Here is a 25716-nt window from a genome sequence, read left to right on the forward strand (position 1 = left end):
GGGGAATCCGCTGACCCGGCAGAAAGTAGCCCGCACGAGAGCCACTTTCTGCCGGGTCGGCGGAAATCAGGAGCCAGTTCGGGCCGGGTCGGCGAGCCGGGCGGCGATCTCCGCGACGACCGCCCGGGCGAGGGTCTCGGGGGTGTCCTCGGCGGTCTCGGGGACGACGCCGTGGACGTCGCCGTCGGCCAGCAGGTCGAGTGCGCCGACCTTCTGCTGCGAGGCCATCTCGGCGGCCCGGGAGGGCTCGCCGTGGACGATGACGCTCGCACCCTCGGGCGGGAGCGGGGAGAGCCAGCCCCGCTCGGTCGCGAGGACCGTGCTCGCGGGGAGCAGGGCGAGCGCGCCGCCACCGCAGCCCTGGCCGAGGATCACCGACACCGTCGGCACGGTCATGGTCACCAGCCCGGCGATGCAGCGGGCGATCTCGCCGGCCATCGCGCCCTCCTCCGCGTGCTGCGAGAGCTCGGCACCGGGCGTGTCGATCACGGTGACCAGCGGGAGCCGCAGCTCCTCGGCGAGCTCCATCGCGCGCCGCGCCTCGCGCAGCGCGCCCGGTCCCATCGGTGTCGCCGGCGTCTGGCGGGAGCGGTCCTGACCGACCAGGACGCAGGGCTGGCCGTCGAGGCGGGTCAGCGCGATCAGGACCGAGTCGTCACGCTCGCCCTCGTCGGTGCCCTTGAGCCGCAGGGTGCTGGCGGCGCCGTACCTGATCAGGTCGCGTACGCCGACCCGGCCCTCGCCGCGCGTGGCCTCGATGTCGTCCCAGACCGGGTGGTCGAGCGCCGTGCCCGGCGCGACCGGGTCGCGACGCTCGAGCGTGGGCGCCGAGGGCGGGTCGACGAGGACGCCGAGCGCGTGGTCGACGAGCGCCGGGATGCTCTCCACCGGGATGACCGCGTCGATCACGCCGTGGGCGGCGAGGTTCTCGGCGACCTGGACACCCTCGGGGAACGGCTTGCCGTTGAGCGCCTCGTAGACCTTCGGGCCGAGGAAGCCGACCAGCGCGCCCGGCTCGGCGACGGTGACGTGCCCGAGCGAGCCCCAGGACGCGTAGACACCACCGGTCGTGGGGTGGCGCAGGTGCACGAGGTAGGGCAGGCCCGCGCCGCGGTGCTCCATCAGCGCCCGCGAGATCTCGACCATCTGCACGAAGGCGCGGGTGCCCTCCTGCATCCGGGTGCCACCCGAGGACGTGCTCGCCAGGACGGGCAGGCCCTCGGCGGTCGCCCGGCGTACGGCGGCCGCGATCCGGGTCGCCGCGGCGACGCCGATCGAGCCGGCCAGGAAGCGGAACTCGTTGACGACGAAGGCGACCGGCCGCCCGCGCACCGTGCCGCGCCCGGTCAGCACCGACTCGTCGGTCCCGGCCTTCTCGGCGGCCGCGCGCAGCTCGGCCTGGTAGGCCTCGCCGTGCCCGCTGATGTCGACGGGCGTGTCCCACGACTCGTAGGAACCCTCGTCGAGGACGAGGTCGATCATCTCGCGGGCGGACCAGCGGCGGGGCGTGCTCATGAGCCGGATCCAACCACGGCCGCGTACGGCGTACGTCGGCAAGTTCTGCCAATCCATAGAGTGGACGCGTGGCCACGAGACTGCTGCTGATCACCAACAGCGACGCCGGGACGGCGGACCGGGAGGCCGTCGACGCCGCCTTGGCGGTGCTGCGGGAGGGCGCCGAGGTCGAGGTCAGTGGCACGTCCTCGCCCGAGGAGCTCGACGACGTGCTGGCGAGCGCCGGCGAGCGCACGGTCGTCGTGGCGGGGGGCGACGGAAGCATCCACGCGGTGGTCCAGGCACTGCACGCGCGAGCCGACCTCGCCGGCCGGACCCTCGCGCTGATCCCCCTCGGCACCGGCAACGACTTCGCCCGCACCCTCGGCCTCCCGCTCGACCCGGCGCAGGCGGCCCACGTCGTGCTGACCGGGACCCCGCGACCGACCGACCTGGTCGTCGACGAGGACGGGCAGGTGACCGTCAACAGCGTGCACCTCGGCGCCGGCGCGGAGGCGGGCAAGCGGGGGGCGCGGTGGAAGGAGCGGCTGGGCAAGGTCGGCTACCCCATCGGCGCCCTGCAGACCGCGCTGAACCCGCCGAGCCTGCGGGTCCGGGTCGAGGTCGACGACGAGGTGGTCGTCGACGTCGACCAGCCGGTGCTCATGGTCGCCGTCGGCAACGGCGCCTCGGTGGGCGGCGGCACCGAGCTCACCCCCGACGCCGAGCCGCACGACGGCCAGGTCGACGTGCTGGTCGCGACGCCGCGCGGGCCGGTCGCACGGCTCGGGTACCTCGTCCGGCTGCCGTTCGCGCGCCACGAGGACCACGGTGACGTCCGCATCCTGCGGGGACGCACGGTCCGGGTCAGCGGCACGGCCTTCGACTGCAACAGCGACGGCGAGATCGACGGACCGGTGCGGTCGCGCACCTGGCGGGTGCAGCCGGCGGCGTACGCGATGGTGGTCCCGCCGCGCTAGCGCAATAGGCTTGCGAGCCGTGGCACGTGGACAGAGCAACCAGCAGCAGGACCCCGCCGACTGGGTGACCCGGACCGCCGACCTGGCGCTGCGGCACGCCGAGCAGGTCAACGGCGGCACCCTGCCCGACCTGGTCACCTGCGCGTCCGGCATCAGCCCGTCCGGGCCGATCCACCTCGGCAACCTGCGTGAGTTCCTCACCGTGCACTTCGTGGCCGAGGAGATCCGCCGCCGGGGAGTCACCGTGCGCCACCTGCACAGCTGGGACGACTACGACCGGTTCCGCAAGGTGCCGGCCGGCGTCGACACCGCCTGGAACGAGCACATCGGCCGCCCGCTGTCCGCCGTCCCCGACCCCACGGGCGAGTTCGCCAACTGGGGCGAGCGCTACAAGGCGCCGCTGCGTGCCGCGCTGGTCGAGATGGGCTGCGACATGGTCGAGGTCGACCAGACCACGATGTACCGGTCGGGCACGTACCGCGAGCAGGTGCTCACCGCGATCCGCAAGCGCGGCGAGATCGAGACCGTGATGTCCCGCTTCCGCACCAAGAAGGCCGAGGGCGCGGAGGACTCCACCGCCGAGGCCGACGACGCCGGCCACGGCGCCAGCGAGGACCTCGCCCGGTTCCCCTACAAGCCCTACTGCCGCGGGTGCGGCCGCGACACGGTCACCCTGACGTCGTACGACGACGAGACGACCGACCTCGCCTACACCTGCGACGTGTGCGGCGACTCCTACGTCACCAACGTCGCCACCCAGGACGAGGGGAAGCTGGTCTGGAAGGTCGACTGGCCGATGCGCTGGACCTTCGAGGGCGTGCACTTCGAGCCCGGCGGCGTCGACCACGCCTCCCCCGGCTCGTCGTACACCGTCGGCAAGGAGATCGTCGGCCCGATCTTCGGCGGCACCGCGCCGTCGTTCGTCGGGTACTCGTTCGTCGGCGTCGCCGGCATGCCGAAGATGTCGTCGTCCAAGGGCGGCGTGCCGACCGCGGCCGAGGCGCTGCGGATCCTCGAGGCCCCGATCCTGCGCTGGCTCTACGCCCGCCGGCAGCCCAAGCAGGCGTTCAACGTCGACTTCGGGCAGGAGGTGCTGCGCCTGTACGACGAGTGGGACGCCCTCACGAAGAAGGCCGCCGTCCCGGAGAAGCGGGACGCCGCCGTGCTCGCCTGGGAGCGGGCGTCCGCCACGTCGACGGCCGGCACGCTGCCGACCCCGGCGGTCGTCGTACCGTTCCGGATGCTGTCGTCGGTCGCCGACGTGACCGCCGGCTCGCGGGAGATCACCGCGCGCACCGTCGGCGCCAGCGAGGCGGACCTGGAGCCGCGGCTCACGAAGGCCGCGACCTGGATCACCGCGTACGTCGACCCGGAGGAGCGCACCACGGTCCGCGAGGTCGCGGACCTCGAGCGGCTCGCATCGCTGTCGGAGCAAGAGTCGCTGTGGATCGGGCTGCTGGTCAAGCGGCTCGCAGCGGCCTTCGAGAGCACCGACCAGGTCGACGGGCTCACCACGGTGATCTACGGCGTGCCCAAGATCGCACGCGGACTGACGTTGGACGACGCCCCGACCGACGAGGTGAAGGCCGACCAGAAGGCGTTCTTCAAGCTGCTCTACAACCTGCTCGTCGACGCCGACCGCGGCCCGCGGCTGCCCACCCTGTTCGCCGCGCTGGGGCACGACAAGGTGCGCTCGCTCCTGGTTCCCTGAGGTCCGCTCCGGGGTTTTTCTCCGAATCCGCGTGATGAACGCCGCCGGACCGCGTCCGGACAGGTGTACATCTCGGACAAGGAGATCTCATGCGGACCACCCCACTGACCCAGAAGCACCGCGCGACCGAGCCTGTGCCCGCGGCCGAACGTCCCGCCGCGACCCGCGCGCACCGTGGCTCACGCGCCACGGACCTGCCGATCGCGGCCGCGCTCGGCCTGATCCTGCTGGTGGTCGCCGCCTGGCTGGCCGTGCGGGGCTGACATGACGCTGTGGCTCTCGTCGCTGGGAGCGGCGCTCAACGCCCTCGTCATCGACCCGGTCCGGCGGCTCGTGCGTCACTGACGAGCCCGGAGGTCGTCGAGCAGGCCGCGCCCGTGGGCGAGGCCGTGTCGAGACGCCTGACCGGGGTCTCGACACGGCGGGCGGTCACAGCAGCTCGTCGTACGCCGTCGGGCTGGAGTCGCGCAGGAAGGCCGAGCAGCGCTCCCACTCGTCGCTCTCGCCGATCGCGCGCGCCGCGAGGGCGAGCAGGGCGAGGGCGCGCAGGAAGCCGCGGTTGGGCTCGTGCTCCCACGGCACCGGGCCGTTGCCCTTCCAGCCGTTGCGGCGCAGCAGGTCGAGCGAGCGGTGGTAGCCGACGCGGGCGTACGCGTAGACCGTCACGTCGTCGGCGCCCTGGTCGCGGGCCTGCTCGGCGAAGGCGGCCCAGGCGAGCGGCGAGGCCGGCAGGCGTCGTACGACGGCCGCGGGCACCTGGCCCTCGGCCAGGAGCGCCTCGGCGGGGTCGACGGGAAGGTGGGTGGGCGGGGGGCCGGCCATCAGGTCGGCGCCGGGCGTGATGCTCATGGAAGCCATTCTTGCCGGAGCGGGAAGCACTGTCGGCGTCCGGGTGTTGACTGGTGTTCGTGACCCAGAGCCCATCAACCTCCCCGGCGGTGAACGCACCCGCAGCGGCCGAGAGCAACCCGTGGCCGGCCCTGTGGGCCCTGGTCATCGGGTTCTTCATGATCCTGGTCGACCTGACCATCGTGACGGTCGCGACGCCGACGATCATCGAGGACCTCGACGCGTCCGTGAACGACGTCGTGTGGGTCACCAGCGCCTACATGCTGGCGTACGCCGTGCCGGTGCTGATCACCGGACGGCTGGGCGACCGGTTCGGGTCGAAGTACCTCTACCTCGCCGGCCTCACCGTGTTCACCCTCGCCTCGCTGTGGTGCGGCCTGACCACGACCGTCGACGCGCTGATCCTGGCGCGGGTCGTGCAGGGCTTCGGCGCGTCGATGATGACCCCGCAGACGATGGCGATCATCACCCGGATCTTCCCGCCGGCGAAGCGGGGCAGCGCGATGGCCGTGTGGGGTGCGACCGCCGGCGTCGCCATGGTCGTGGGCCCGATCCTCGGTGGCGTGCTCACCGACGGCCTGGGCTGGGAGTGGATCTTCTTCGTCAACATCCCCGTCGGCGTGGTCGCGTTCGTGATGGCCTGGCGCCTGGTCCCGGCCCTGCCGACCCACGCCCACAAGTTCGACTGGCTCGGTGTCGCGCTGTCGGGCTCGGCGATGTTCCTGCTCTGCTTCGGCATCCAGGAGGGGCACCAGATGGACTGGGCCGGCTGGATCATCGCGATGATCGCCGGCGGCATCGCCCTGTTCGTCGCGTTCGTCCTGTGGCAGCGGTTCAACCGGGCCGAGCCGCTGGTGCCGCTCAGCCTGTTCAAGGACCGCAACTTCTCGGTCTCCAACGTCGCGATCATGTGCATGGGCTCGATCGGTGCGTCGTTCGGCTTCCCGCTGATGCTCTACGCCCAGGCCGTCCGCGGGAACTCGCCCACCCAGGCCGCCCTGCTCATGCTGCCCATGGCCGTGATGTCGATCTTCCTCGCCCAGCCGGTCGGCAAGCTCACCGACCGGCTGCACCCGCGCCAGGTCCTCGGCTTCGGCTTCGCGGTCAGCCTGGCCGGCTTCCTGCTGCTGATGTGGCGCCTCGAGCCGGGGATCGCGGTGTGGGAGATCGCCGTACCGATGGGGGTCATCGGCGTGGGCAACGCCTTCATCTGGGCCCCCACCGCCGCCACCGCCAACCGCAACCTGCCGATCCAGCTCGCCGGTGCGGGCGCCGGCGTCTACAACGCCACCCGCCAGGTCGGCTCGGTGCTCGGCGCCGCCGCGATCGCCGTCCTCATGGACAGCCGGCTGGCGCACTACCTCCCGGGCGCGGCCGCGCACGGCGAGGCCGGCGCCGCCCGGATCCCCGACCCGCACGTCGCCGACCTGTTCAGCAGGGCGATGCAGCAGTCGCTGTGGCTGCCGGCGGCGATGTACGCCGTCGGCCTGGTCGCGGTGATGTTCTACGAGAAGCCGCGGCACGAGGGGTTCGGGCACTGAGGTCCGGATTTCGGCCGCTGCCAGTTTCACCGGCCGGCCGGTGAAACTGGCGCTGGGACGAGGATGCATCCTCGTCCCAGCGCTAGTTTTCTCGTCCAGGCTCGCGTTATGACAGCACGAACCCGAACAGCGGGCTGTCCGGCGGGACCTTCTGGACCCGCAGCCGCGACTCCTCCATGCGGGCCAGCAGGCCGGCGAGGTCGTCGGGCGACTGCATCTCGATGCCGACCAGGGCGGGGCCGGTCTCGCGGTTGTTGCGCTTGGTGTACTCGAACAGGGTGATGTCGTCGTCGGGCCCGAGCACCTCGTCGAGGAAGCGGCGCAGGGCGCCCGGCTCCTGCGGGAACTCGACGAGGAAGTAGTGCTTGAGGCCCTCGTGGACCAGGGCCCGCTCGACGATGTCGGCGTAGCGGGAGACGTCGTTGTTGCCGCCGGACACGATCGCGACGACCCGGCTGCCGGGGGCGAGCCCTTCGAGGCCGGCGCCCGCGGGCAGGCGCAGCGCCGCGGGGGCCAGCGCCCCGGCGGGCTCGGCGATGATGCCGTCGACCTGGTACAGGTCGAGCATCTCGACGCAGATCAGGCCCTCGGGCACGGCGACGACCGACAGGTCGACGGCGTCGCGGGCGGAGGCGACGGCGCGGTAGGTGAGGTCGCCGACGCGGCGTACGGCGGCGCCGTCGACGAACGGGTCGACCGAGTCGAGCTCCACCGGACCGCCCGCAGCCAGGGCGGCGGCGAGGGACGGGGCACCGGCGGGCTCGGCGGCGAGGACACGTACGCCGGGCAGCCGCTCGCCGAGGACGGTGAGGGAGCCGGCGATCAGGCCGGCCCCGCCCACCGGGAGGACGAGGGCGTCGGGCTGCCAGCCGAGCGCCGCCGACTGCGCGAGGACCTCGGCGGCGACGGTGCCCTGGCCGGCGATGATGCCGGGGTGGTCGAACGCGGGCACGGCGGTCGCGCCGGAGGCCGCGGCGAAGTCGGCGGCGGCCACGGCCGCGTCGTCGTACTGGTCACCGGCGATCACGACCTCGACCTGGTCACCGCCGAGGGCGGCGACCCGGTCGCGCTTCTGCCTGGGGGTGGTGCGGGGCAGGAAGATCGTGGCGTGCACGCCGGCCCGGGCGCAGGCGAACGCCACGCCCTGGGCGTGGTTGCCGGCGCTGGCGCAGGTGACGCCCCGGGACCGCTCCTCCTCGGAGAGGCCGGCGAGCACCGTGTAGGCGCCGCGGGCCTTGTAGGAGCGGACCGGGGTGAGGTCCTCGCGCTTGAGCCAGACGTCGTACCCGGTCAGCGCCGAGAGCCGGTCGGCTCGCTGCAACGGGGTCGGCGCGATGACCGAGCCGAGCAGCCCGGCCGCCTCGTCGACGTCCGCCGCGGTGGGAAGCACCGGCACCAACGGATCAGCCGACGGACTTGCCGGCCGAGCGCAGGTTCTCGGTGGCCTCGACGATGCGGGCGGCCATGCCGGCCTCGGCGGCCTTGCCCCACGCGCGCGGGTCGTAGGCCTTCTTGTCGCCGACCTCGCCGTCGATCTTCAGCACGCCGTCGTAGTTGCGGAACATGTGGTCCGCGGCGGGGCGGGTGAAGGCGTACTGGGTGTCGGTGTCGATGTTCATCTTCACGACGCCGTAGTCGACCGCGGCGGCGATCTCCTCGGCGCTCGAGCCCGAGCCGCCGTGGAAGACGAGGTCGAACGGCTTCGCGCCGGCGGCCAGGCCGAGCTCGGCGACGACCGCGGCCTGCGCGTCGCGCAGGATCTCCGGGCGGAGCTTGACGTTGCCCGGCTTGTAGACGCCGTGCACGTTGCCGAAGGTCAGCGCCGTCATGTAGCGGCCCTTCTCGCCGGTCCCGAGCGCGCGCACGGTGGCGAGGGCGTCCTCGGGGGTGGTGTAGAGCTTCTCGTCGATCGCGCCGACGATGCCGTCCTCCTCGCCACCGACGACACCGACCTCGATCTCGAGGATCACGTTGGCCGCGGCGGCCTTCGCGAGCAGCTCCTCGGCGATCTCCAGGTTCTCGGCCAGCGGTACGGCGGACCCGTCCCACATGTGCGACTGGAACAGCGGCGCCTCGCCCCGGGCGACGCGCTCGGCCGAGAGGGCGAGCAGTGGCCGGACGAAGCCGTCGAGCTTGTCCTTGGGGCAGTGGTCGGTGTGCAGCGCGATGTTGACCGGGTAGTTCTTGGCGACCTCGGCGGCGTACGCGGCGAAGGCGACCGAGCCGGTGACCATGTCCTTGACGGACGGGCCGGAGAGATACTCCGCGCCGCCGGTCGAGACCTGCAGGATGCCGTCGGAGCCGGCGTCGGCGAAGCCCTTGAGCGCGGCGTTCAGCGTCTGCGAGGACGTGACGTTGATGGCCGGGAAGGCGAACGAGCCGGCCTTCGCGGCGTCGAGCATCTCGGCGTACTTCTCAGGGGTGGCGATGGGCATGCGATTGGCTCCTGCGCAGGGTGCGGTGACGTCCGCCTCAACCTACCGTGACAACCGATCGCCGTCGGCGTGCGTATCCCTGCTTGAGTGAACCGCCACCCCTGGAGGACCAGATGCAGGAGATCACGGACCGGCTCGACGCCGAGATCCGCACGCCGCCGCCGCCGACCTTCGACGTCGCCGCGACGGTGGGCGCCGGGCGGCGCGCCGTACGACGCCGGCGGCTCGCGCGCGGCTCCGCTGCCCTTGCGCTGGCCCTCGTGGTCGGCGGGGCGGGTCTCGCCGTGACCTCGCGGTTCACGGGCACCGCCGGCGCCGCCCCGGTTGCGGTCGCGGCAGGCGTCTCCGGCGAGGGGCTCGTTTCGTCGGACCGGCCGACCGACCAGACCCCGGCAGTCGACGACCCGCAGCACGAGGGCGTGATCCTCGTGCGTACCGGCTGGGAGGTCATCGCCCGCGTCGAGGATCCTGTGACGGGCCTGCGCACGGTCGGCGGTACCGGCCCGATCACCGACTCCACGGCCCTGGGCCTCCGCAAGGGCGCGACCACCACCTGGGTCGTGCTGTTCCGCTTCGCCGCGACGGGCGACCAGCCGACCAGCCAGGCAGGCGGCGCCCTCGCCGAGACCGCGGCCGAGACCGGCGACGACAGCCTGGCCGCGTGGCTCGACCACCTGGACATGTTCACGAAAGCCGCCCGGTGAGGCGCGCGGAACGCGAGGCGGCGTACGTCGAGTTCGCCACCGCCCGCCGCGACCAGCTGCGCCGGATCGCGTACGGCATGTGCGGCGACTGGCACCGCGCCGACGACCTGGTGCAGACCGCGCTGGTCCGGCTGTACGTCGCCTGGCCGCGGGTCTCCCGCAACGGCACCGAGGACGCGTACGTCCGCAAGATCCTGCTCAACGCGGTCATCGACGAGTCGCGGCGCGCCGTACGCCGGGAGGTGCCGACCGAGACCCTGCCCGACCTGCCGGCCTCCTCCGGCCTGGGCGCGGAGGAGCGCGACTCGCTGGTCACCGCGCTGCAGCGGCTGCCGGCCCAGCAGCGGGCGGCAGTGCTGCTGCGGCACTGGCTCGGGTTGCCGGTCGCCGAGGTCGCGGCCGAGCTCGGCATCTCCGAGGGGACCGTCAAGAGCCACACCGCGCGCGGCCTGCACGCACTGCGCGGGCTGCTGGAGACGCCGGAGCGGGCCTGAGCCGGCCTAGCCCCGCCAGGCCTCGTCGCTGTCGAGGTCGGCGTGCTGGCGCACCCAGGAGTGCATCGCGATCGCAGCCGCGGCCGACGCGTTGATCGACCGGGTCGACCCGAACTGCGCGATGGAGAAGGTGCCGTCGCAGGCCTCGCGGGCGCCGTCCGAGAGCCCCGGGCCCTCCTGCCCGAAGAGGAAGCAGACGCGCTCGGGGATCTGCATCGTCTCCAGGTGGGCGGAGCCGGGGAGGTTGTCGATCCCCAGCAGCGGTACGCCGGACGCGGCGAGGTACTCGTGCAGCTCGGCGACGCTCGGGTGGTGGCGGACGTGCTGGTAGCGGTCGGTCACCATGGCGCCGCGGCGGTTCCAGCGACGGTTGCCGACGATGTGCACCTCGGCGGCGAGGAAGGCGTTGGCGGAGCGGACGATGGTGCCGATGTTGAAGTCGTGCTGCCAGTTCTCGATGGCGACGTGGAAGCCGTGGCGACGCCGGTCGAGGTCGGCGACGATCGCCTCGACCGACCAGTACCGGTAGCGGTCGACGACGTTGCGCCGGTCGCCGTCGCGGAGCAGCGCCTCGTCGTACACCTCGCTCCCGGGGCCCTCCGGCCACGGCCCCGGCCAGGGCCCGACGCCGACCTCGGGCTGCCCGTGGGGCATCGGGTCGTACGGCGCCCGTTCCTCGTCGTCCACGGATCGCACCCTAACGACCACCACGTTGGGCGGCGGCCGGTAGCGTGGCGTCGTGAACTCGCTGGTGGCGACCCCGTTCGTCGTACCCATGCTGCTCGGCATCAAGTGGCTCGACCCCGAGTGGCTGCAGCACGAGTACGGCACCACCTTCATCTGGATCGCCATCGCCATCGTCTTCGTCGAGTGCGGCCTGTTCTTCCCGTTCCTGCCCGGTGACACCCTGCTGTTCGCGCTCGGCCTGTTCATCGCGGGCAGCAACAAGACCGGCTACTCCGTGGTCGGGATCTCCAACGAGCCCGTCGAGCTCGTCATCGCCTGCGTCCTGCTCGTGGTCGCCGCGTTCGCCGGCAACGTCGCGGGCTACGAGATCGGCCGCAAGCTCGGCCCGCCGCTCTACCAGCGCGACGGCCGGATCCTGAAGAAGAAGTACTTCGACAACACCAGCGCCTTCTTCGACAAGCACGGCAGCAAGGCCCTGGTCATCGGCCGGTTCGTGCCGTTCGTGCGCACCTACATCACGGTCGTCGCCGGCGTCACCTTGATGGAGCGACGCCGCTTCTTCACCTGGAGCGCGATCGGCGCGGTGCTGTGGGTCATCTCGATCACGCTGCTCGGCTACTTCCTCGGCGCCGCGATCCCGGCGCTCGGCGAGAACATCGACTACGTCACCCTCGCCATCCTCGCCTTCTCCGCCGTCCCGGTCGCCTGGGAGTGGTGGCGCCACAAGCGTCCCGGCGCCAAGGGGCGCGACGCGAGGGAACCGGACGCCAAGGTCGACTCGCCCGTCGAGTGATCGCGGGTGTCGGAGGTCGGCGCGATGATTCCTGGTGCGCCCGCCGGTCCACTCCGGCATCCACCTCAACCACCCGGGAGCAACCATGGCGATCAACCTCAACCCCTACATCAACTGGCGCGGCCAGGCCCGCGAGGCGATGGAGTTCTACCAGTCCGTCCTCGGCGGCGAGCTCACCGTGATGACCTTCGCCGACATGGGCGGCACCGCGATGGGCGTCGCCGAGTCCGAGGTCGACTGGGTGATGCACTCGGCCCTGTCGGTCTCCCCCTCGGTCCTGCTCATGGGCGCCGACCACCCCTCCCACGTCCCCGGCGAGCCGCAGACCCAGCAGGTCAGCATCAGCGGTCCGGCCGAGGACGGCGACACCCTGCGCGCCTGGTGGGAGGGCCTGACCGACGGCGCCACCGTGATGCAGCCGCTCGAGCCGGCGCCCTGGGGCGACAGCTTCGGCATGCTGAAGGACAAGTACGGCGTCGACTGGCTGGTCAACATCGCCGGCGCGCCCCAGGGGTGACCCTGCGCCGTCCCTGACCTGCAGCGGCGAGCGGTTCATCGTGCACCGCTCGCCGCTGAGTGTTGTCGGTGCCGCTGTAACACGTCGTTGGCCGCTGTGGGAGCCCGGCGTCCGCTGTAACACGTGGTTCGCTGCTCTACCCGCCCCATGTCACCTGTAGCGGACCCGTACAGACCCCCATGTCCGTGGTCAGGCGGCTGGTAGGCGGGCGAACCACGTGTTACAGCACCCGGAGCACCACACGCGACGGGCGCGCACCGCGCCGCCGCGCTGTAACACGCGGTTCGCTGCTCCACCCGCCCCATGTCAGCTGTAGCGGACCCGTACAGACCCCCATGTCCGTGGTCAGGCGGCTGGTAGGCGGGCGAACCACGTGTTACAGCACCCGGAGCACCACACGCGGCGGGCGCGCACCGCGCCGCCGCGCTGTAACACGCGGTTCGCTGCTCCACCCGCCCCATGTCACCTGTAGCGGACCCGTACAGACCCCCATGTCCGTGGTCACGCGGCTGGTAGGCAGGCGAACCACGTGTTACAGCACCCGGAGCCCACCGCCCGCGCCGAGCCACCCCCAGCACCCACCTGAGGCATGGCGGGAGCGAGCATGAGTCGGTGGGATCAACCATGATGGGCGCACCATGCCGCGCTGGAACCTCCAGGCCGTCGAGAAGGCCGCCCCGGACGCCTCCTCCCTGACCGCCGCCCGCAAGCTCGCGGTGCCGGGGCCCTGGTCCGAGACGGGCAGCACGGACACGCTCGTGTGGGGCCAGTGCCAGGGCAGCGGGAGGACGCCGTACCAGGTGTCGATCGACCTGGCCGGGCCGGCGTACCGGTGCAGCTGCCCGAGCCGGAAGTTCCCGTGCAAGCACGCGCTGGCGCTGCTGCTCCTGTGGGTGCGCTCGGACGGGGCGGTGGCCGATGCGGCCGAGCCGGCGGGGTTCGCGGGCGACTGGGCGGCGACCCGGGCGGAGCGGGCGGCCGGTGCGGCGGCGACCGAGGCGAAGCGGCCGGTCGACCCCGAGGCCCGCGCCCGCAGGGTCGAGGAGCGGCGCTCGACGATGTCGGCGGCGCTGGAGGACTTCGCGCAGTGGTTGGCCGACCTGGCACGCAGCGGTACGGCGAGCGCCCGCCGCCAGCCGTGGACCTGGTGGGACACGGCGGCGGCGCGGCTGGTGGACGGCCAGGTGCCGGGGCTGGCCGAGCGGCTGCGCGACATGGCGACGGCCGTCGCCAGCCGGGACGACTGGGCCGAGCACCTGCTGAGCGAGGCCGGCCGGTGGTGGCTGGCGGTGCAGGCGTGGCGCCGCTGGGACGAGCTGACCGCGACGACGCAGGGCGACCTGCGCACCTACCTCGGCTGGTCGTGGGGCGCCGACGACCTCGCCGACGCGGAGCCGGCCGCCGGCTGGCAGGTCTTGGGCGCGCACCGCGACGAGACCGGCCGGCTCAAGGAGCAGCGCACCTGGCTGCGGTCGGTCGCGACCGGCGAGCTGGTGGTGGTGCTCGACTTCGCCGGCGGCCCGCAGCCGCTGCCGGTGCCCCAGCTCGACGGCAGCGTCGTCGACGTACCGCTCGTCCGCTACCCCGGCTCGGCACCCACCCGCGCCCGCTTCGCCGCCTCCCCCGCGCCGCTGTCCCTCGACACCCCGTTGCCGGCCGGCGGCTCGCTCGCCGACGCCCGGGCGGCGCTGAGCGACCTGTGGCAGCGCAACCCGTGGGCGGTGCGGGTGCCGGCGGTGGTGCGGGGCCGCCTCGTCCCGCCGTACGACGGCGCGCCGGCCACCTTCGTCGACGAGTCCGGCGACACCGTCGACCTGCTCGGCCCGGACCCGTGGGACGCGCTGGCCGTGACCGGCGGTGCGGTGACCGATGTGTTCGGGGAGCTCGAGGACCGCGGCCTGCGGCCGCTCAGCGTCACGGCGGTGGACGCGTGAGCGCACCCTGGTGGCAGCAGACGACGGCGGCAGCTTTGCTCGGCACCGAGCGCCGCGAGCCGCCGGCCCTCCCCCACGACCTCGGCGTCACGGCACGCCCCGACAGCACGCCCGAGACCGCGCTGCTCGACGCCGCGGCCCTCGGCGGTGCGCTGTTGCGCGCCGCCCTGCCCGCCCGCCCCGCGGGCGACCTCCCGGAGCCGGCCGCGCCCGACGCCACCCCGCTCGCGCCGCCCGCCGCCGTCCAGCTGCTCGGCCTGCTCGTCAGCCAGCCCCCCGTCGCCGCGCGGCTGCGTCCGCTGGCGCTCGAGCGCTGGCTGCGCGTCGCCGCCGACCGCGGCGTCCGCGTCCCGGCCCGCGCCCTGCCGCGCCTGCTCGCGCTGGTCACCCAGCAGGCCGAGCTGCGCGCCGCCACGCGGCCGGTCGTCGGCGAGCGCGGCCGCTGGCTCGCGGGCCTGCGCCCCGACTGGCGGTGGGTGCTGGACGACGAGCCGGCGCCCGCCGCACGCGCGCCGCTCTCCCCCGACGACTGGCGCGCCCTGCCCGCCGCTGCCCGCGCCGACGCGCTCCCGGCCGACGACCCCGACCTGCTCGAGGCGGCTCTCGACGACCGCTCCGACAAGGTACGACGCCGGGCGCTCGCACTCCTCGACGCGGCTCCCGGCTCGGCACGGGCCGCCCGGATGGCCGAGCGGCTGCGTGCGCTGCTGGCGCCGACCGGTCGGCTCCGGCGCGGTCTCGAGGTCGCGCTGCCGACCGAGCCGGACGCGGCCGGCGTGCGCGACGGCCTGACCCGGACCCGCGGCGGCTCGCAGCGCGAGCGGTGGCTGGAGCTGATCAGCGCCGGGGCACCGCTCTCGGTGTGGACCGACGCGACCGGCAAGGACGCCGCCCACACCTGGCCGCTGATCACCCAGCCGGCGGCCCGGGCCGGCGTGCTGCGTGCGATCCGGGCCCGCGGCGACGTCGCCTGGGCGACGGCGGCCGCGGCCGACAGCCCCGACCTGCTGGCGTACCTGCCCGCCGCCGAGCAGGACGCGGCCGCGCTCCGGCTGCTGCGGACGACGAAGGCCGCGGCCGGCGTCGCGGCGGTGGTCCGCCACGTCGCGGCGCCGTGGAGTCCCGCGCTCAGCGCCGCGGTCGTCGACATCCTGCGCCACACCGCCCCGGCTGCCGGCTCGGCCGCCCTGGCCCTGCCGACCCTCGCGGCCGGCCTGCACCCCTCGGTCCGGCCGGCGGTCTCCGCCTGGGCCCGCACCGAGAGCAGGTGGGGCTCGCTGCCCGCCGACCTCGACCAGTACCTCTCCTTCCTGCCCGCGATCACGGAGGCCTTCCGATGACCCTCACCGAACCCACCGGCACCGACCCGTCCGGGGTGCTGCGCCAGCACGCCGAGGACGAGTACGCCCACGAGCTCGCCGCCCTGGCCGCCGCCGACGACCGGCCGCGGCCGCCGCAGTGGCGGCTCTCGCCGTGGGCGGTGACGACGTACCTGCTCGGCGGGCGCCTCGACGACGGCACCGAGATCAGCCCGAAGTACGTCGGCGCGCGGCGGCTGATGGAGATCGCCGTCGCCTCGCTGGCGACCGACCGTGCGCTGCTGCTGCTCGGCGTGCCCGGCACCGCCAAGTCCTGGGTCAGCGAGCACCTCGCGGCGGCCATCAGCGGCAGCTCGACCCTGGTCGTGCAGGGCACGGCCGGGACGCCGGAGGAGTCGCTGCGGTTCGGCTGGAACTATGCGCGCCTGCTCGCCGAGGGGCCCTCGCGTGGCGCGCTGGTGCCGAGCCCGGTGATGCGGGCCATGGAGACCGGTGCGCTGGTCCGGGTCGAGGAGCTCACCCGGATCCCGGCCGACGTGCAGGACGCGCTGATCTCGATCCTCTCGGAGAAGACGCTGCCGATCCCCGAGCTCGACGACGAGGTGCAGGCCCGGCGCGGGTTCAACGTCATCGCGACCGCCAACAACCGCGACAAGGGCGTCAACGAGCTGTCCTCGGCGCTCAAGCGCCGGTTCAACACGCTCGTGCTGCCGCTGCCCGACAGCCTCGGCGAGGAGGTCGAGATCGTGCGCACCCGGGTCGCCTCGATCGGCCGCGGCCTGGAGCTGCCCGACGAGCTCGCCGCCACACCGGAGATCGAGCGGGTGGTGACCATCTTCCGCGAGCTGCGCGGCGGGATGACGCTCAACCAGCGCACCACCGTCAAGTCCCCGTCGAGCACCCTGTCCACCGCCGAGGCGATCTCGGTGATGACCAACGGGGTCGCGCTCGCCGCCCACTTCGGTGACGGCGTGGTCCGCGCCGACGACCTCGCCGCCAGCATCACCGGCGCGGTCGTCAAGGACCCGGTGCAGGACTCGATCGTGTGGCAGGAGTACCTCGAGACCGTCGTCAAGGACCGCCCCGAGTGGGCCGACCTCTACCGCGCGTGCCGGGAGCTGACCTGACCACGAGGGCCCGGGTCGAGGTCCTCGGCGTCCGCCACCACGGCCCGGGCTCGGCGCGCTCGGTCGCCGGCGCGCTCGAGGAGCTCGCCGCGGACGCCGTCGTGATCGAGGGGCCTCCGGAGCTCGACTCGCTGGTCCGGTACGTCGGCGAGGGGCTGGTGCCTCCCGTGGCCGGCCTGGCCTACGCGACGGCCGAGCCGTGGCGGGCCGCGTTCTACCCGATGGCGGCCTTCTCCCCCGAGTGGGTCGCCCTCACCTGGGCGGTCGAGCACGGCGTACCCGTCCGGTTCGCCGACCTGCCCGCCGCCCAGTCCCTCGCGCCCGCCGATCCCACCGGTCCCACCGATCCCCCCGTGACCGAGCCGGAGCGCGAGGAGCGCACCGACCCGATCACCCTGCTCGCCACCGCGGCCGGGTACGACGACCCCGAGCGCTGGTGGGAGGACGCAGTCGAGCACCGGGCGGAGTCCTCGCTGGCGCGGTTCGCCCTGCTGCGCGAGGCGATGGCCGAGGCCCGCGCCTCCGGCCCGGTCGGCGACGACAACCTGCGCCGCGAGGCGGCGATGCGCAAGGTGCTGCGGGCCACGATCAGGGAGGGCCACGAGCGGATCGCGTTCGTGTGCGGCGCCTACCACGCGCCCGCCCTGGAGCCGGCGAGCTTCCCGTCCCAGGCAGCCGACAACAAGCTGCTCGCCGGCCTGGCGAAGGTGAAGGTGACCGCGACCTGGGCGCCGTGGACCGCGGGCCGGCTGGCCTACGCCAGCGGGTACGGCGCCGGCGTCACCTCGCCCGGGTGGTACCAGCACCTGTTCGCCTGCTGGGCCGAGGACCGGCCCGGCGACGTCGTCCCGGGCTGGCTGACCCGGGTCGCCCGGGCGCTGCGCGACGACGGCCTCGACGCCGCGCCCGCGACCGTGGTCGAGGCGGTGCGGATGGCGGAGGCGCTGGCCGCCGTACGGGGTCGCCCGTCGGCCGGCCTCGAGGAGCTGATGGACGCCAGCCAGACGGTCCTCTGCGGCGGCTCGGCGGTCCCGCTCGGTCTCGTGCAGCGGCGACTCGTGATCGGCGAGGAGCTGGGGCAGGTGCCCGACGCCGTCCCCCTCGTGCCGCTCGCCGAGGACCTCGCCCGCACCCAGCGCCGGCTCCGGCTCAAGCCGTCGCCGACACCCGCGACGATCACCCTCGACCTGCGCAAGGAGGGCCAGCTCGAGCGCTCGCGGCTGCTGCACCGGCTCGCCCTCCTGGGCATCCCGTGGGGCACCCCCGGCGACGCCGGCCGCACCACCGGCACCTTCAAGGAGGCGTGGGACCTCGAGTGGCAGCCCGAGTTCGCCGTCTCGCTGGTCGAGGCCGGGCTGCTCGGGACGACCGTCCTCGGTGCCGCGGAGACCCGGGTCCGGGAGGCGGCCGCCGCCGCGACCGACCTGGCCACCCTCGGCCGGCTCGTCGAGTCCGCGCTGGTCGCCGACCTGCCCCGCGCCCTCGCCACCGTGGTCGACGCGCTCGCCGCGGCCACCGCCCACCAGCACGACACCCGCGCCCTGCTCGACGCGATCGAGCCGCTGGCCCGCACCCAGCGCTACGGCGACGTGCGGCGCGCCGACCTGGGCCGGGTCCGCGAGGTGCTCGCCACCGTCGTGGTCCGCTCGGCGGTCGAGCTGCGGGCGGCCTGCAGCGGCCTCGACGACGACGCGGCCGCCGCGCTGCGCGGCTCGATCGACAGCGCCCAGCGCGGGATCGCGCTCGTCGGGGTCGGCGCCGAGCGGTGGCGCGAGGCGCTCGCCGGCGTGGCCGCCGACGACCGGGTCCACGGCTCGGTCGCCGGCCGGGTCAACCGGATCCTGCTCGACGGCGGCCACCTCGCGGCCGAGCGGGCCGCCGAGCGGCTCAGCCGCCAGCTCTCCGTCGGCGCCTCCCCTGTCCACGCCGCCGCCTGGCTCGACGGCTTCCTCGAGGGCGAGTCCGTGCTGCTGCTGCACGACCCGACCCTGCTGGCGATGGTCGACGAGTGGGTCGGCCGCGTGGACGAGTCCGTCTTCGAGGACCTGCTGCCGCTGCTGCGCCGTACCTTCGCCCGGTTCCCGCCCGCCGAGCGTCGCCAGGTCGCCAGCCGGGTCCGCAACCTCGACGACGACCACGCCGACGCCGTGCCCGACCTCGACCTGGCCGCCGGCCGCGACGCCGCTCGCCAGGTGGCCACGCTCCTCGGACTGGAGGTGAGCGCATGACCGAGTCCCTCGAGTCACCCGTGCCCGAGCCGCGTGACCGGCTGACCCGCTGGCGGCTGGTGCTCGGCGGCGACGAGGCCGACCCCGCCGACGTCCACCTGTCGGCCGAGGACCTGGTCCGCGACCGCGCCCTGTCCCAGCTGTACAACGGCCCCGGCGACGGCCCCGGACGCCCGGGCGGCCCGCGCCGCGGCGGGCTGGGCCGCTCCGCTCCCGGCGTGAACCGGTGGCTCGGCGACATCCGCACCTACTTCCCGTCCTCGGTGGTGCAGGTGATGCAGGCCGACGCGATGGACCGGCTCGGCCTCCACGAGCTGCTCCTCGAGCCCGAGACGATGGCCGCGGTGCAGCCCGACCTCAACCTGGTGACCACCCTCGTCGGCCTCAACCGGGTGATCCCCGAGCACAGCCGCACGACCGCCCGCGCGGTGGTCCGGGCGGTCACCGACCAGCTCGAGCAGCGGCTGCGCAGCAAGACCGTCCAGGCCGTCTCAGGCGCCGTCGACCGGGCCGCCCGCACCCGCCGGCCCCGGCACCACGAGATCGACTGGCGGCGCACCATTGCCGCCAACCTCAAGCACTACCTGCCCGAGCACGGCACCGTCGTGCCCGAGCGGCTCCACGGCCACGCCCGCCGCACCCGGCAGACCCAGCGCCACATCATCTTGTGCATCGACCAGTCCGGCTCGATGGCGGAGTCGGTCGTCCACTCCAGCGTCTTCGGCGCGGTCCTCGCCTCACTGCGTGCCGTCTCGACGCGGCTGGTCGCCTTCGACACCGAGGTCGTCGACCTCACCGACGAGATCGAGGACCCGGTCGACGTGCTCTTCGGCGTCCAGCTCGGCGGCGGCACCGACATCAACCGCGCCCTCGCCTACTGCCAGTCGCTGATCGAACGGCCCGAGGAGACGGTGCTCGTGCTGATCAGCGACCTCTACGAGGGCGGCATCGCCGAGGAGATGATCCGCCGCGCCAACGCGATCACGTCCTCGGGTGCGGTCATGGTCGCGCTGCTGGCGCTGAGCGACTCGGGGGCGCCGTCGTACGACGCCGCGCACGCCGCCGCCCTGGCCGCGATCGGCGTGCCGGCCTTCGCGTGCACCCCCGACCAGTTCCCCGACCTGATGGCCGCGGCGATCGAGAGGCGCGACCTCGCCCAGTGGGCGGCGGCCAACGACATCGTGGTCGCGAGCGCCGTCGAGGACGACTAGCGGGTCACGCCTGAGCTGCGTCGCGAGCGGCGTCCAGCTCGGCCTTCGTGAGCACGGCGCGGACCTCGAGCTCGACGTCGGCGAGCGGGTTCTCGCCGGCCGGGCTGCGGTCGATCGCGCACACCACCGTCTCGACGACGGCGCCGCCCTCGCGCAGCGCGTTGGTCGCGTCGCGGACCGCGCCGCCGGTGGTGATGACGTCCTCGATCAGCACCACCTTGCGGCCGTCGTACGACGGTCCCTCGGCGAGCTTGGCGGTGCCGTACTCCTTGGCCTTCTTGCGCACGAACACGACCGGCAGGCCGACGAGCTGACTGACCGCCGTCGCGATCGGGATGCCGCCCATCTCCAGGCCGCCGAGCAGCTCGGCGTCGGCCGGCAGCAGCTGGGCGACCTCGCGCGCGACGCGGGCGAGGAGGAGCGGGTCGGCCTCGAAGAGGTACTTGTCGAAGTACTCGTTGCTGACCTGACCCGACCGGAGCACGAACTCGCCGGTGAGGCGGCAGGTGGCGTCGATGTCGGCGGCGAGGGCGGTGTCCGTGGTCGTCACGCGCACAGGTTATCTATCGTCGTCCCCATGCCTCCTGCTGCCCGACGCGTCGCCGGGATGGGTACGACCATCTTCGCCGAGATGTCCGCCCTCGCCGTCCGGACCGGCTCGGTCAACCTCGGCCAGGGCTTCCCCGACACCGACGGGCCGGCCGTCATCCTCGACGCGGCCGTCGCAGCGGTGCGCGGTGGCGCGAACCAGTACGCCCCCGGCCCCGGCGTCCCCGCCCTGCGCGAGGCGATCGCCCGGCACCAGCAGCGCCGCTACGGCATCGAGCTCGACCCGGACCGGCAGGTCGTGGTGACCACCGGCTGCACCGAGGCGATCGCGGGCGCCCTGCTCGGGCTGGTCGACCCGGGCGACGAGGTCGTCGTGCTCGAGCCCTACTACGACTCCTACACGGCGATGATCGACTTCGCCGGTGGCGTACGACGGCCGGTCACCCTGCGCGCACCGGACTTCCGGCTCGACCCGGCCGAGCTCGAGGCCGCGGTGACGGGGCGGACCAAGCTGATCCTGCTCAACACGCCCCACAACCCCACGGGCCGGGTGCTCGACGGCGACGAGCTGGCCGCGGTCGCCCGGGTGGCGATCGCCCACGACCTGCTGGTCGTGACCGACGAGGTCTACGAGCACCTCACCTTCGACGGCCGCCCGCACGTGCCGATCTCGACGCTGCCGGGCATGGCCGAGCGCACCCTCACCCTCTCCAGCGCCGGGAAGTCCTGGTCGGTGACCGGGTGGAAGGTCGGCTGGGCGAGCGGCCCGGCCGAGCTGGTGGCGGCGGTGACCGCGGCCAAGCAGTGGCTGACCTTCACCTCGGGCGCGCCGCTGCAGCCGGCCGTGGCCGCGGCCCTCGACGCCGGCGACGACTTCCCGTCCGGGCTGGCCCGCGACCTGCAGGCCCAGCGGGACCAGCTGGTGGGCGGGTTGAGGGCGGCCGGCCTGACGACGTACGTGCCCGAGGGGACCTACTTCGCGACCACCGACGTGAGCGAGCTCGGCTGGACCAGCGGCGGCGACTTCTGCCGGGCGCTGCCCGAGCGGGCCGGCGTCGTCGCGATCCCGTCGGAGGTCTTCTACGACGACCCGGACGCCCCCGGCAGCGGCCGCCACCTGGTCCGGTGGGCGTTCTGCAAGAAGCCGGAGGTCATCGCCGAGGCGGTACGCCGGCTCGGCGCGGCCGACCTGCGGGCCTGACGCCGGGGCTCAGCGCCCGGCGTACCATCGCGCGACCTCGGGTCGCAGCAGCAGGCTGGTGGCGCCGGCGAGGGCAGCGACCAGGATGACCAGGGGCCAGGCGCCGAGCGCGAGGAAGAGCGAGGCCGCGGCGCCGCTCCCGGCGCCGATGGCCAGCACGATCCGGGCCCAGTTCTGGCCGACGAACGCGAGCGCGGCGAGCACGATCGCGCCCAGCGCGCACGCCGTGACGCCGGCGAGGAGCACGTAGATGCCGGCGACCAGGTCCTGCTCGGTGACCTGCGAGCGGTCGATCCAGGACGGCTGGTCCTTCATCACCTCGGCGAACAGCTTCTCGCTGTTGGCCGACACGTAGGCGACCATCCCCGCGACCAGCAGCACGATCGTGACCGCGACGACGCAGGTGATCGCGCACGCCGCGACCAGGGCGGGCGGTCGGGCACCGACCACGGGTCCGCGCGCCGGCGGGGCGACCCCGGTGACGGGACCGGCCACCGGTCCGGGGAGGTGACCCGGCTGGCGCACCGGGTGGTCCACGGGCCGGCTCGGCTGGCTCGGCTGGCTCGGCTGGTCGAACCGGGACGGTGGGACGGGGCGCGTCGCGGACCTGATCGCGTTCAACCGGGCGGCCTGGCGCTCCTCGAGGCGCTGGGCCCAGGGCCGGCCGGCGTACCAGTCCCGGGTGGGCTGCAGCCACAGCAGCACGATCCCGGCGAGCACCATCGGGGCCAGGAAGCCCGCCGTGGCGAGGCCGCCGACGAACAGGAGCGGCGAGAGCGCGGTCAGCGCGACCCGGGCGCTCGCCGAGCGCTTGAAGACCTGGATGCCGAGGATCGCCGACGCCGTGGCCGCCCCCGCGCCGACCATGCAGAGCACCCGGATCATCGTCGCGAGCCCGTCGGCGTCGAGCCCGAGGTCGGCCGTCATCGGCTCGGTGAGGACCTTCTGCAGCTCCTCCTGCACCGCGAGGGTGTGGAGGGTGGAGATCCGCTGCCACGCGGCGAGCACGACGAACACCGACCCGCCGATGATCAGCGCGCCCGCCAGCGTCGCCTGTCCCGGCCGGGGCTGCTCCTCGCTCATGGCCCCATTCCACCAGACCGGCCCACACGCCGTACTTCCTCACCGCTGTTGCCGCTTCCTGCCCGTTGCAAAGGGCAAGAGGCGCGGGAATCACCGCTTCAGCGGCGATTCCCGCGCCCCGCGACCTCAGCCCGCGAGCACCAGCCCGTCCTCACCCCGGTCGACGGTGACCGAGCCACCGTCGGTGACCTCACCGCTGATCAGCAGCCGGGCGAGCGGGTCGCCGATGGCGGTCTGGATCAGGCGGCGCAGCGGGCGGGCGCCGTAGGCCGGGTCGTAGCCGGTCTCGGCCAGCCAGGCTCGCGCCTCGGGCGTCACCGAGAGCGAGATCCGGCGAGCGGAGAGCCGCGCCTCCAGCGAGCGGAGCAGCAGCTCGACGATCTCGGCCAGGTCCTCACGGGACAGGGCGTCGAAGGTGACGATCTCGTCGAGACGGTTGAGGAACTCCGGCTTGAACGCCTGCCGCACCACACCCATCACCGACTCCTTCTGGACCTCCGGCGAGAGCGACGGGTCGACCAGGAACTGCGAGCCCAGGTTGGAGGTGAGGATCAGGATCGTGTTGCGGAAGTCGACCGTGCGCCCCTGGCCGTCGGTCAGACGACCGTCGTCGAGCACCTGCAGCAGGATGTCGAAGACCTCGGGGTGCGCCTTCTCGACCTCGTCGAGCAGCACGACGGAGTACGGACGCCGGCGCACCGCCTCGGTGAGCTGGCCGCCCTCGTCGTACCCGACGTAGCCCGGAGGGGCACCGACGAGGCGCGCGACGGAGTGCTTCTCGGCGTACTCGCTCATGTCGATGCGCACGATCGCCCGGTCGTCGTCGAACAGGAAGTCCGCGAGCGACTTGGCCAGCTCGGTCTTGCCGACACCCGTCGGGCCGAGGAACAGGAACGACCCGGTCGGCCGGTTGGGGTCGGAGATCCCGGCCCGCGCCCGGCGTACGGCGTCGCTGACGGCGCGCACCGCGTCGGCCTGGCCGATCAGGCGGGCGCCGATGACCTGCTCCATGTCGAGCAGCTTGGCGGTCTCCCCCTGCAGCAGGCGTCCGGTGGGGATGCCGGTCCAGGCCTCGACGACCTCGGCGACCTGGGTCGCCCCGACCTCCTCGCCGACCAGCTTCTCGCTGGGGTCGACGGTGTCCTCGGCGGCCTCGACGGCCTTGATCTGCTGCTCGAGCGCGGGGATCTGGCCGTAGAGGATCTCGCTGGCGCCGGCGAGGTTGCCCTCGCGGGTCAGCTTGTCGGCCTCGACGCGCAGCTGGTCGAGCTGACGGCGCAGCACGCCCTCGCCCTCCAGCTCGGCCTTCTCCCGCTCCCAGCGGGCCTCGAGCCCGCGCAGCTCCTCCTCCTTGTCGGCGAGGTCGGCGCGCAGCGCCTCCAGCCGCTCGCGCGAGGCGTCGTCGGACTCCTTGGCGAGTGCGAACTCCTCCATCTTGAGCCGGTCGACCTGGCGGCGGAGCTGGTCGATCTCCTCGGGGGAGGACTCGATCTCCATCCGCAGCCGGGACGCGGCCTCGTCGACCAGGTCGATCGCCTTGTCGGGGAGCTGGCGGCCGGAGATGTAGCGGTCGGACAGGGTCGCGGCGGCGACCAGTGCGGCGTCGGTGATCCGCACGCCGTGGTGGGCCTCGTACTTCTCCTGGATGCCGCGCAGGATCTGGATGGTGTCCTCGACCGAGGGCTCACCGACGAAGACCTGCTGGAAGCGGCGCTCCAGGGCAGGGTCCTTCTCGATCGACTCGCGGTACTCGTCGAGCGTGGTCGCACCGATCATGTGCAGCTCGCCGCGGGCCAGCATCGGCTTGAGCATGTTGCCGGCGTCCATCTGGCTGTCGCCGCCGGCGCCCGCGCCGACGACGGTGTGCAGCTCGTCGATGAAGGTGATGACCTGGCCCTCGGACTGCTTGATCTCGTCGAGGACGGCCTTGAGCCGCTCCTCGAACTCGCCGCGGTACTTCGCGCCCGCGACCATGCCCATCAGGTCGAGCGAGAGCACCCGCTTGCCCTTGAGGGAGTCGGGTACGTCGCCGGCGACCACGCGCTGCGCGAGGCCCTCGACGACGGCGGTCTTGCCGACGCCGGGCTCACCGATGAGCACCGGGTTGTTCTTGGTACGACGGCTGAGCACCTGCACCACGCGGCGGATCTCCTGGTCCCGGCCGATGACCGGGTCCAGCTTGCCCTCCTCGGCGGCGGCCGTGAGGTCGACGGAGTACTTCTCCAGCGCCTCGTAGGTCGCCTCGGCGTCCTGCGACGTCACGCGCCGGTTGCCGCGGACGGCGGTCAGGGACTCGCGCAGCGCGTCGGCGCTCAGGCCCGCCTCGCCCAGCACCTGCTGGGCGGAGGACTCGACGGTGGCGAGCGCGATCAGCAGGTGCTCGGTCGCGACGTACTCGTCCTTCATCGACCGGGCCAGGTCCAGGGCGGACGCGAGCACCCGGGTCAGCGCGGCCGATCCCGCCGGCTGCTGCACGGTGGCGCCGCTGGCGCGCGGCAGCCCGTCGCGGGCCGCGGAGGCGGCGTGGACCAGCGCCGAGACGTCGACGCCGGCCTTGGCCACGAGGTGGGCGGCGGTGCCGTCCTCCTGCAGCAGCAGGGCGACGAGCAGGTGGATCGGCTCGACGTTGGTGTTGCCCGCCGTGGTCGCGGCGAGCTGGGCGGCCTCGATCGCCTCGCGGCTGCGCGTGGTGAACTTGTCGGCCCCGAATTGGCTCATGCGTGCTCCTCGAGAGTGTCTGGGTTCATCTTGGCCGGAATGCTCCGGCCGGTCATCAGGTCAAACGTCCCGAAAGTTGAGTCTGTTCCACTCAACTTTGGGATGGTCCGGGTGTCCCGCGTCACACCGGTCCCGTTTACC

Annotated in this window: 22 protein-coding genes; 14 read left to right on the forward strand and 8 right to left on the reverse strand. The window is 73.6% G+C overall.

Features of this window, described 5'->3' with window-relative positions:
- Window positions 1-66 precede the first annotated feature (66 nt).
- Window positions 67-1515: a carboxyl transferase domain-containing protein gene (locus BJ958_RS16235; protein ID WP_179727971.1), complete on the reverse strand. Its 1449-nt coding sequence runs from the start codon at window positions 1513-1515 to the stop codon at window positions 67-69.
- 68 nt (window positions 1516-1583) lie between these two features.
- Here BJ958_RS16235 and BJ958_RS16240 point away from each other — a divergent pair, with 68 nt between their 5' ends.
- The 3 genes from BJ958_RS16240 (at window position 1584) to BJ958_RS16250 (ending at window position 4448) form a co-directional block, all read left to right on the forward strand.
- On the forward strand, window positions 1584-2474 hold the full coding sequence (locus tag BJ958_RS16240; protein ID WP_343052705.1) for a diacylglycerol/lipid kinase family protein: 891 nt from the start codon (window positions 1584-1586) through the stop codon (window positions 2472-2474).
- A gap of 19 nt (window positions 2475-2493) precedes the next feature.
- Entirely contained in the window at window positions 2494-4185 is a 1692-nt protein-coding gene (gene lysS / locus BJ958_RS16245; protein ID WP_343052706.1) for a lysine--tRNA ligase, read from the forward strand.
- Between the two features lie 89 nt (window positions 4186-4274).
- On the forward strand, window positions 4275-4448 hold the full coding sequence (locus BJ958_RS16250) for a hypothetical protein (protein ID WP_179727973.1): 174 nt from the start codon (window positions 4275-4277) through the stop codon (window positions 4446-4448).
- 166 nt (window positions 4449-4614) lie between these two features.
- Here the strand turns inward: BJ958_RS16250 and BJ958_RS16255 are convergent, their stop codons facing one another.
- A complete protein-coding gene (locus BJ958_RS16255) occupies window positions 4615-5034 on the reverse strand; it encodes a DUF3151 domain-containing protein (protein ID WP_179727974.1) in 420 nt (139 codons plus the stop codon).
- 89 nt (window positions 5035-5123) lie between these two features.
- Here BJ958_RS16255 and BJ958_RS16260 point away from each other — a divergent pair, with 89 nt between their 5' ends.
- Window positions 5124-6575: a DHA2 family efflux MFS transporter permease subunit gene (locus tag BJ958_RS16260; RefSeq protein WP_343052707.1), complete on the forward strand. Its 1452-nt coding sequence runs from the start codon at window positions 5124-5126 to the stop codon at window positions 6573-6575.
- Between the two features lie 106 nt (window positions 6576-6681).
- On the opposite strand, the gene ilvA is transcribed toward BJ958_RS16260, so the two are convergent.
- Window positions 6682-7965 (reverse strand): threonine ammonia-lyase IlvA, encoded by a 1284-nt coding sequence (gene ilvA, locus BJ958_RS16265; RefSeq protein ID WP_273516374.1) that lies wholly within the window; start codon window positions 7963-7965, stop codon window positions 6682-6684.
- A 13-nt stretch (window positions 7966-7978) separates the two neighbouring features.
- The gene (gene fbaA, locus BJ958_RS16270; RefSeq protein ID WP_179727977.1) at window positions 7979-9010 is read right to left on the reverse strand and encodes a class II fructose-bisphosphate aldolase; all 1032 of its coding nucleotides are present in this window, start codon (window positions 9008-9010) and stop codon (window positions 7979-7981) included.
- Between the two features lie 113 nt (window positions 9011-9123).
- Between fbaA and BJ958_RS27980 the strand changes: the two genes are divergently transcribed.
- Together BJ958_RS27980 and BJ958_RS16280 are read left to right on the forward strand one after the other, a co-directional pair.
- Complete coding sequence (locus BJ958_RS27980) at window positions 9124-9714, forward strand: hypothetical protein (protein WP_179727978.1); 591 nt, start codon at window positions 9124-9126, stop codon at window positions 9712-9714.
- Window positions 9711-10208, forward strand: a complete 498-nt coding sequence (locus tag BJ958_RS16280) for a SigE family RNA polymerase sigma factor (RefSeq protein WP_179727979.1) — start codon at window positions 9711-9713, stop codon at window positions 10206-10208. The genes BJ958_RS27980 and BJ958_RS16280 overlap by 4 nt, the downstream gene beginning before the upstream one ends.
- 6 nt (window positions 10209-10214) lie before the next feature.
- On the opposite strand, the gene BJ958_RS16285 is transcribed toward BJ958_RS16280, so the two are convergent.
- Complete coding sequence (locus tag BJ958_RS16285) at window positions 10215-10862, reverse strand: TrmH family RNA methyltransferase (protein ID WP_179730210.1); 648 nt, start codon at window positions 10860-10862, stop codon at window positions 10215-10217.
- Between the two features lie 85 nt (window positions 10863-10947).
- Here BJ958_RS16285 and BJ958_RS16290 point away from each other — a divergent pair, with 85 nt between their 5' ends.
- The 7 genes from BJ958_RS16290 (at window position 10948) to BJ958_RS16320 (ending at window position 20024) form a co-directional block, all read left to right on the forward strand.
- Window positions 10948-11688, forward strand: a complete 741-nt coding sequence (locus tag BJ958_RS16290; RefSeq protein ID WP_273516371.1) for a VTT domain-containing protein — start codon at window positions 10948-10950, stop codon at window positions 11686-11688.
- Between the two features lie 34 nt (window positions 11689-11722).
- Window positions 11723-12205 carry a VOC family protein gene (locus BJ958_RS16295; protein ID WP_218865798.1) on the forward strand — a complete coding sequence of 161 codons (483 nt, stop codon included), beginning with the start codon at window positions 11723-11725 and terminating at the stop codon, window positions 12203-12205.
- Window positions 12206-12843: 638 nt separating this feature from the next.
- The gene (locus BJ958_RS16300) at window positions 12844-14139 is read left to right on the forward strand and encodes an SWIM zinc finger family protein (RefSeq protein WP_179727980.1); all 1296 of its coding nucleotides are present in this window, start codon (window positions 12844-12846) and stop codon (window positions 14137-14139) included.
- Window positions 14136-15479, forward strand: a complete 1344-nt coding sequence (locus tag BJ958_RS16305) for a DUF5691 domain-containing protein (RefSeq protein WP_179727981.1) — start codon at window positions 14136-14138, stop codon at window positions 15477-15479. The genes BJ958_RS16300 and BJ958_RS16305 overlap by 4 nt, the downstream gene beginning before the upstream one ends.
- Window positions 15476-16585: an ATP-binding protein gene (locus tag BJ958_RS16310; RefSeq protein ID WP_179727982.1), complete on the forward strand. Its 1110-nt coding sequence runs from the start codon at window positions 15476-15478 to the stop codon at window positions 16583-16585. The genes BJ958_RS16305 and BJ958_RS16310 overlap by 4 nt, the downstream gene beginning before the upstream one ends.
- Complete coding sequence (locus BJ958_RS16315) at window positions 16567-18813, forward strand: DUF5682 family protein (RefSeq protein ID WP_218865800.1); 2247 nt, start codon at window positions 16567-16569, stop codon at window positions 18811-18813. Before BJ958_RS16310 ends, BJ958_RS16315 begins: the two co-directional genes overlap by 19 nt.
- Window positions 18810-20024, forward strand: coding sequence for a vWA domain-containing protein (locus tag BJ958_RS16320; RefSeq protein ID WP_179727983.1), 1215 nt, complete (start codon window positions 18810-18812; stop codon window positions 20022-20024). Before BJ958_RS16315 ends, BJ958_RS16320 begins: the two co-directional genes overlap by 4 nt.
- A gap of 4 nt (window positions 20025-20028) precedes the next feature.
- On the opposite strand, the gene pyrE is transcribed toward BJ958_RS16320, so the two are convergent.
- On the reverse strand, window positions 20029-20574 hold the full coding sequence (pyrE, locus tag BJ958_RS16325; RefSeq protein WP_273521087.1) for an orotate phosphoribosyltransferase: 546 nt from the start codon (window positions 20572-20574) through the stop codon (window positions 20029-20031).
- A 27-nt stretch (window positions 20575-20601) separates the two neighbouring features.
- On the opposite strand from pyrE, the gene BJ958_RS16330 reads away from it, so the two are divergent.
- Window positions 20602-21774 (forward strand): pyridoxal phosphate-dependent aminotransferase, encoded by a 1173-nt coding sequence (locus tag BJ958_RS16330; RefSeq protein ID WP_179727984.1) that lies wholly within the window; start codon window positions 20602-20604, stop codon window positions 21772-21774.
- Between the two features lie 9 nt (window positions 21775-21783).
- Here the strand turns inward: BJ958_RS16330 and BJ958_RS16335 are convergent, their stop codons facing one another.
- Complete coding sequence (locus BJ958_RS16335) at window positions 21784-22857, reverse strand: hypothetical protein (RefSeq protein ID WP_179727985.1); 1074 nt, start codon at window positions 22855-22857, stop codon at window positions 21784-21786.
- Window positions 22858-22983: 126 nt separating this feature from the next.
- Window positions 22984-25575, reverse strand: coding sequence for an ATP-dependent chaperone ClpB (clpB, locus tag BJ958_RS16340; RefSeq protein WP_179727986.1), 2592 nt, complete (start codon window positions 25573-25575; stop codon window positions 22984-22986).
- Window positions 25576-25716: the final 141 nt, after the last annotated feature.

It is taken from the genome of Nocardioides kongjuensis (assembly GCF_013409625.1).
GTDB lineage: Bacteria > Actinomycetota > Actinomycetes > Propionibacteriales > Nocardioidaceae > Nocardioides > Nocardioides kongjuensis.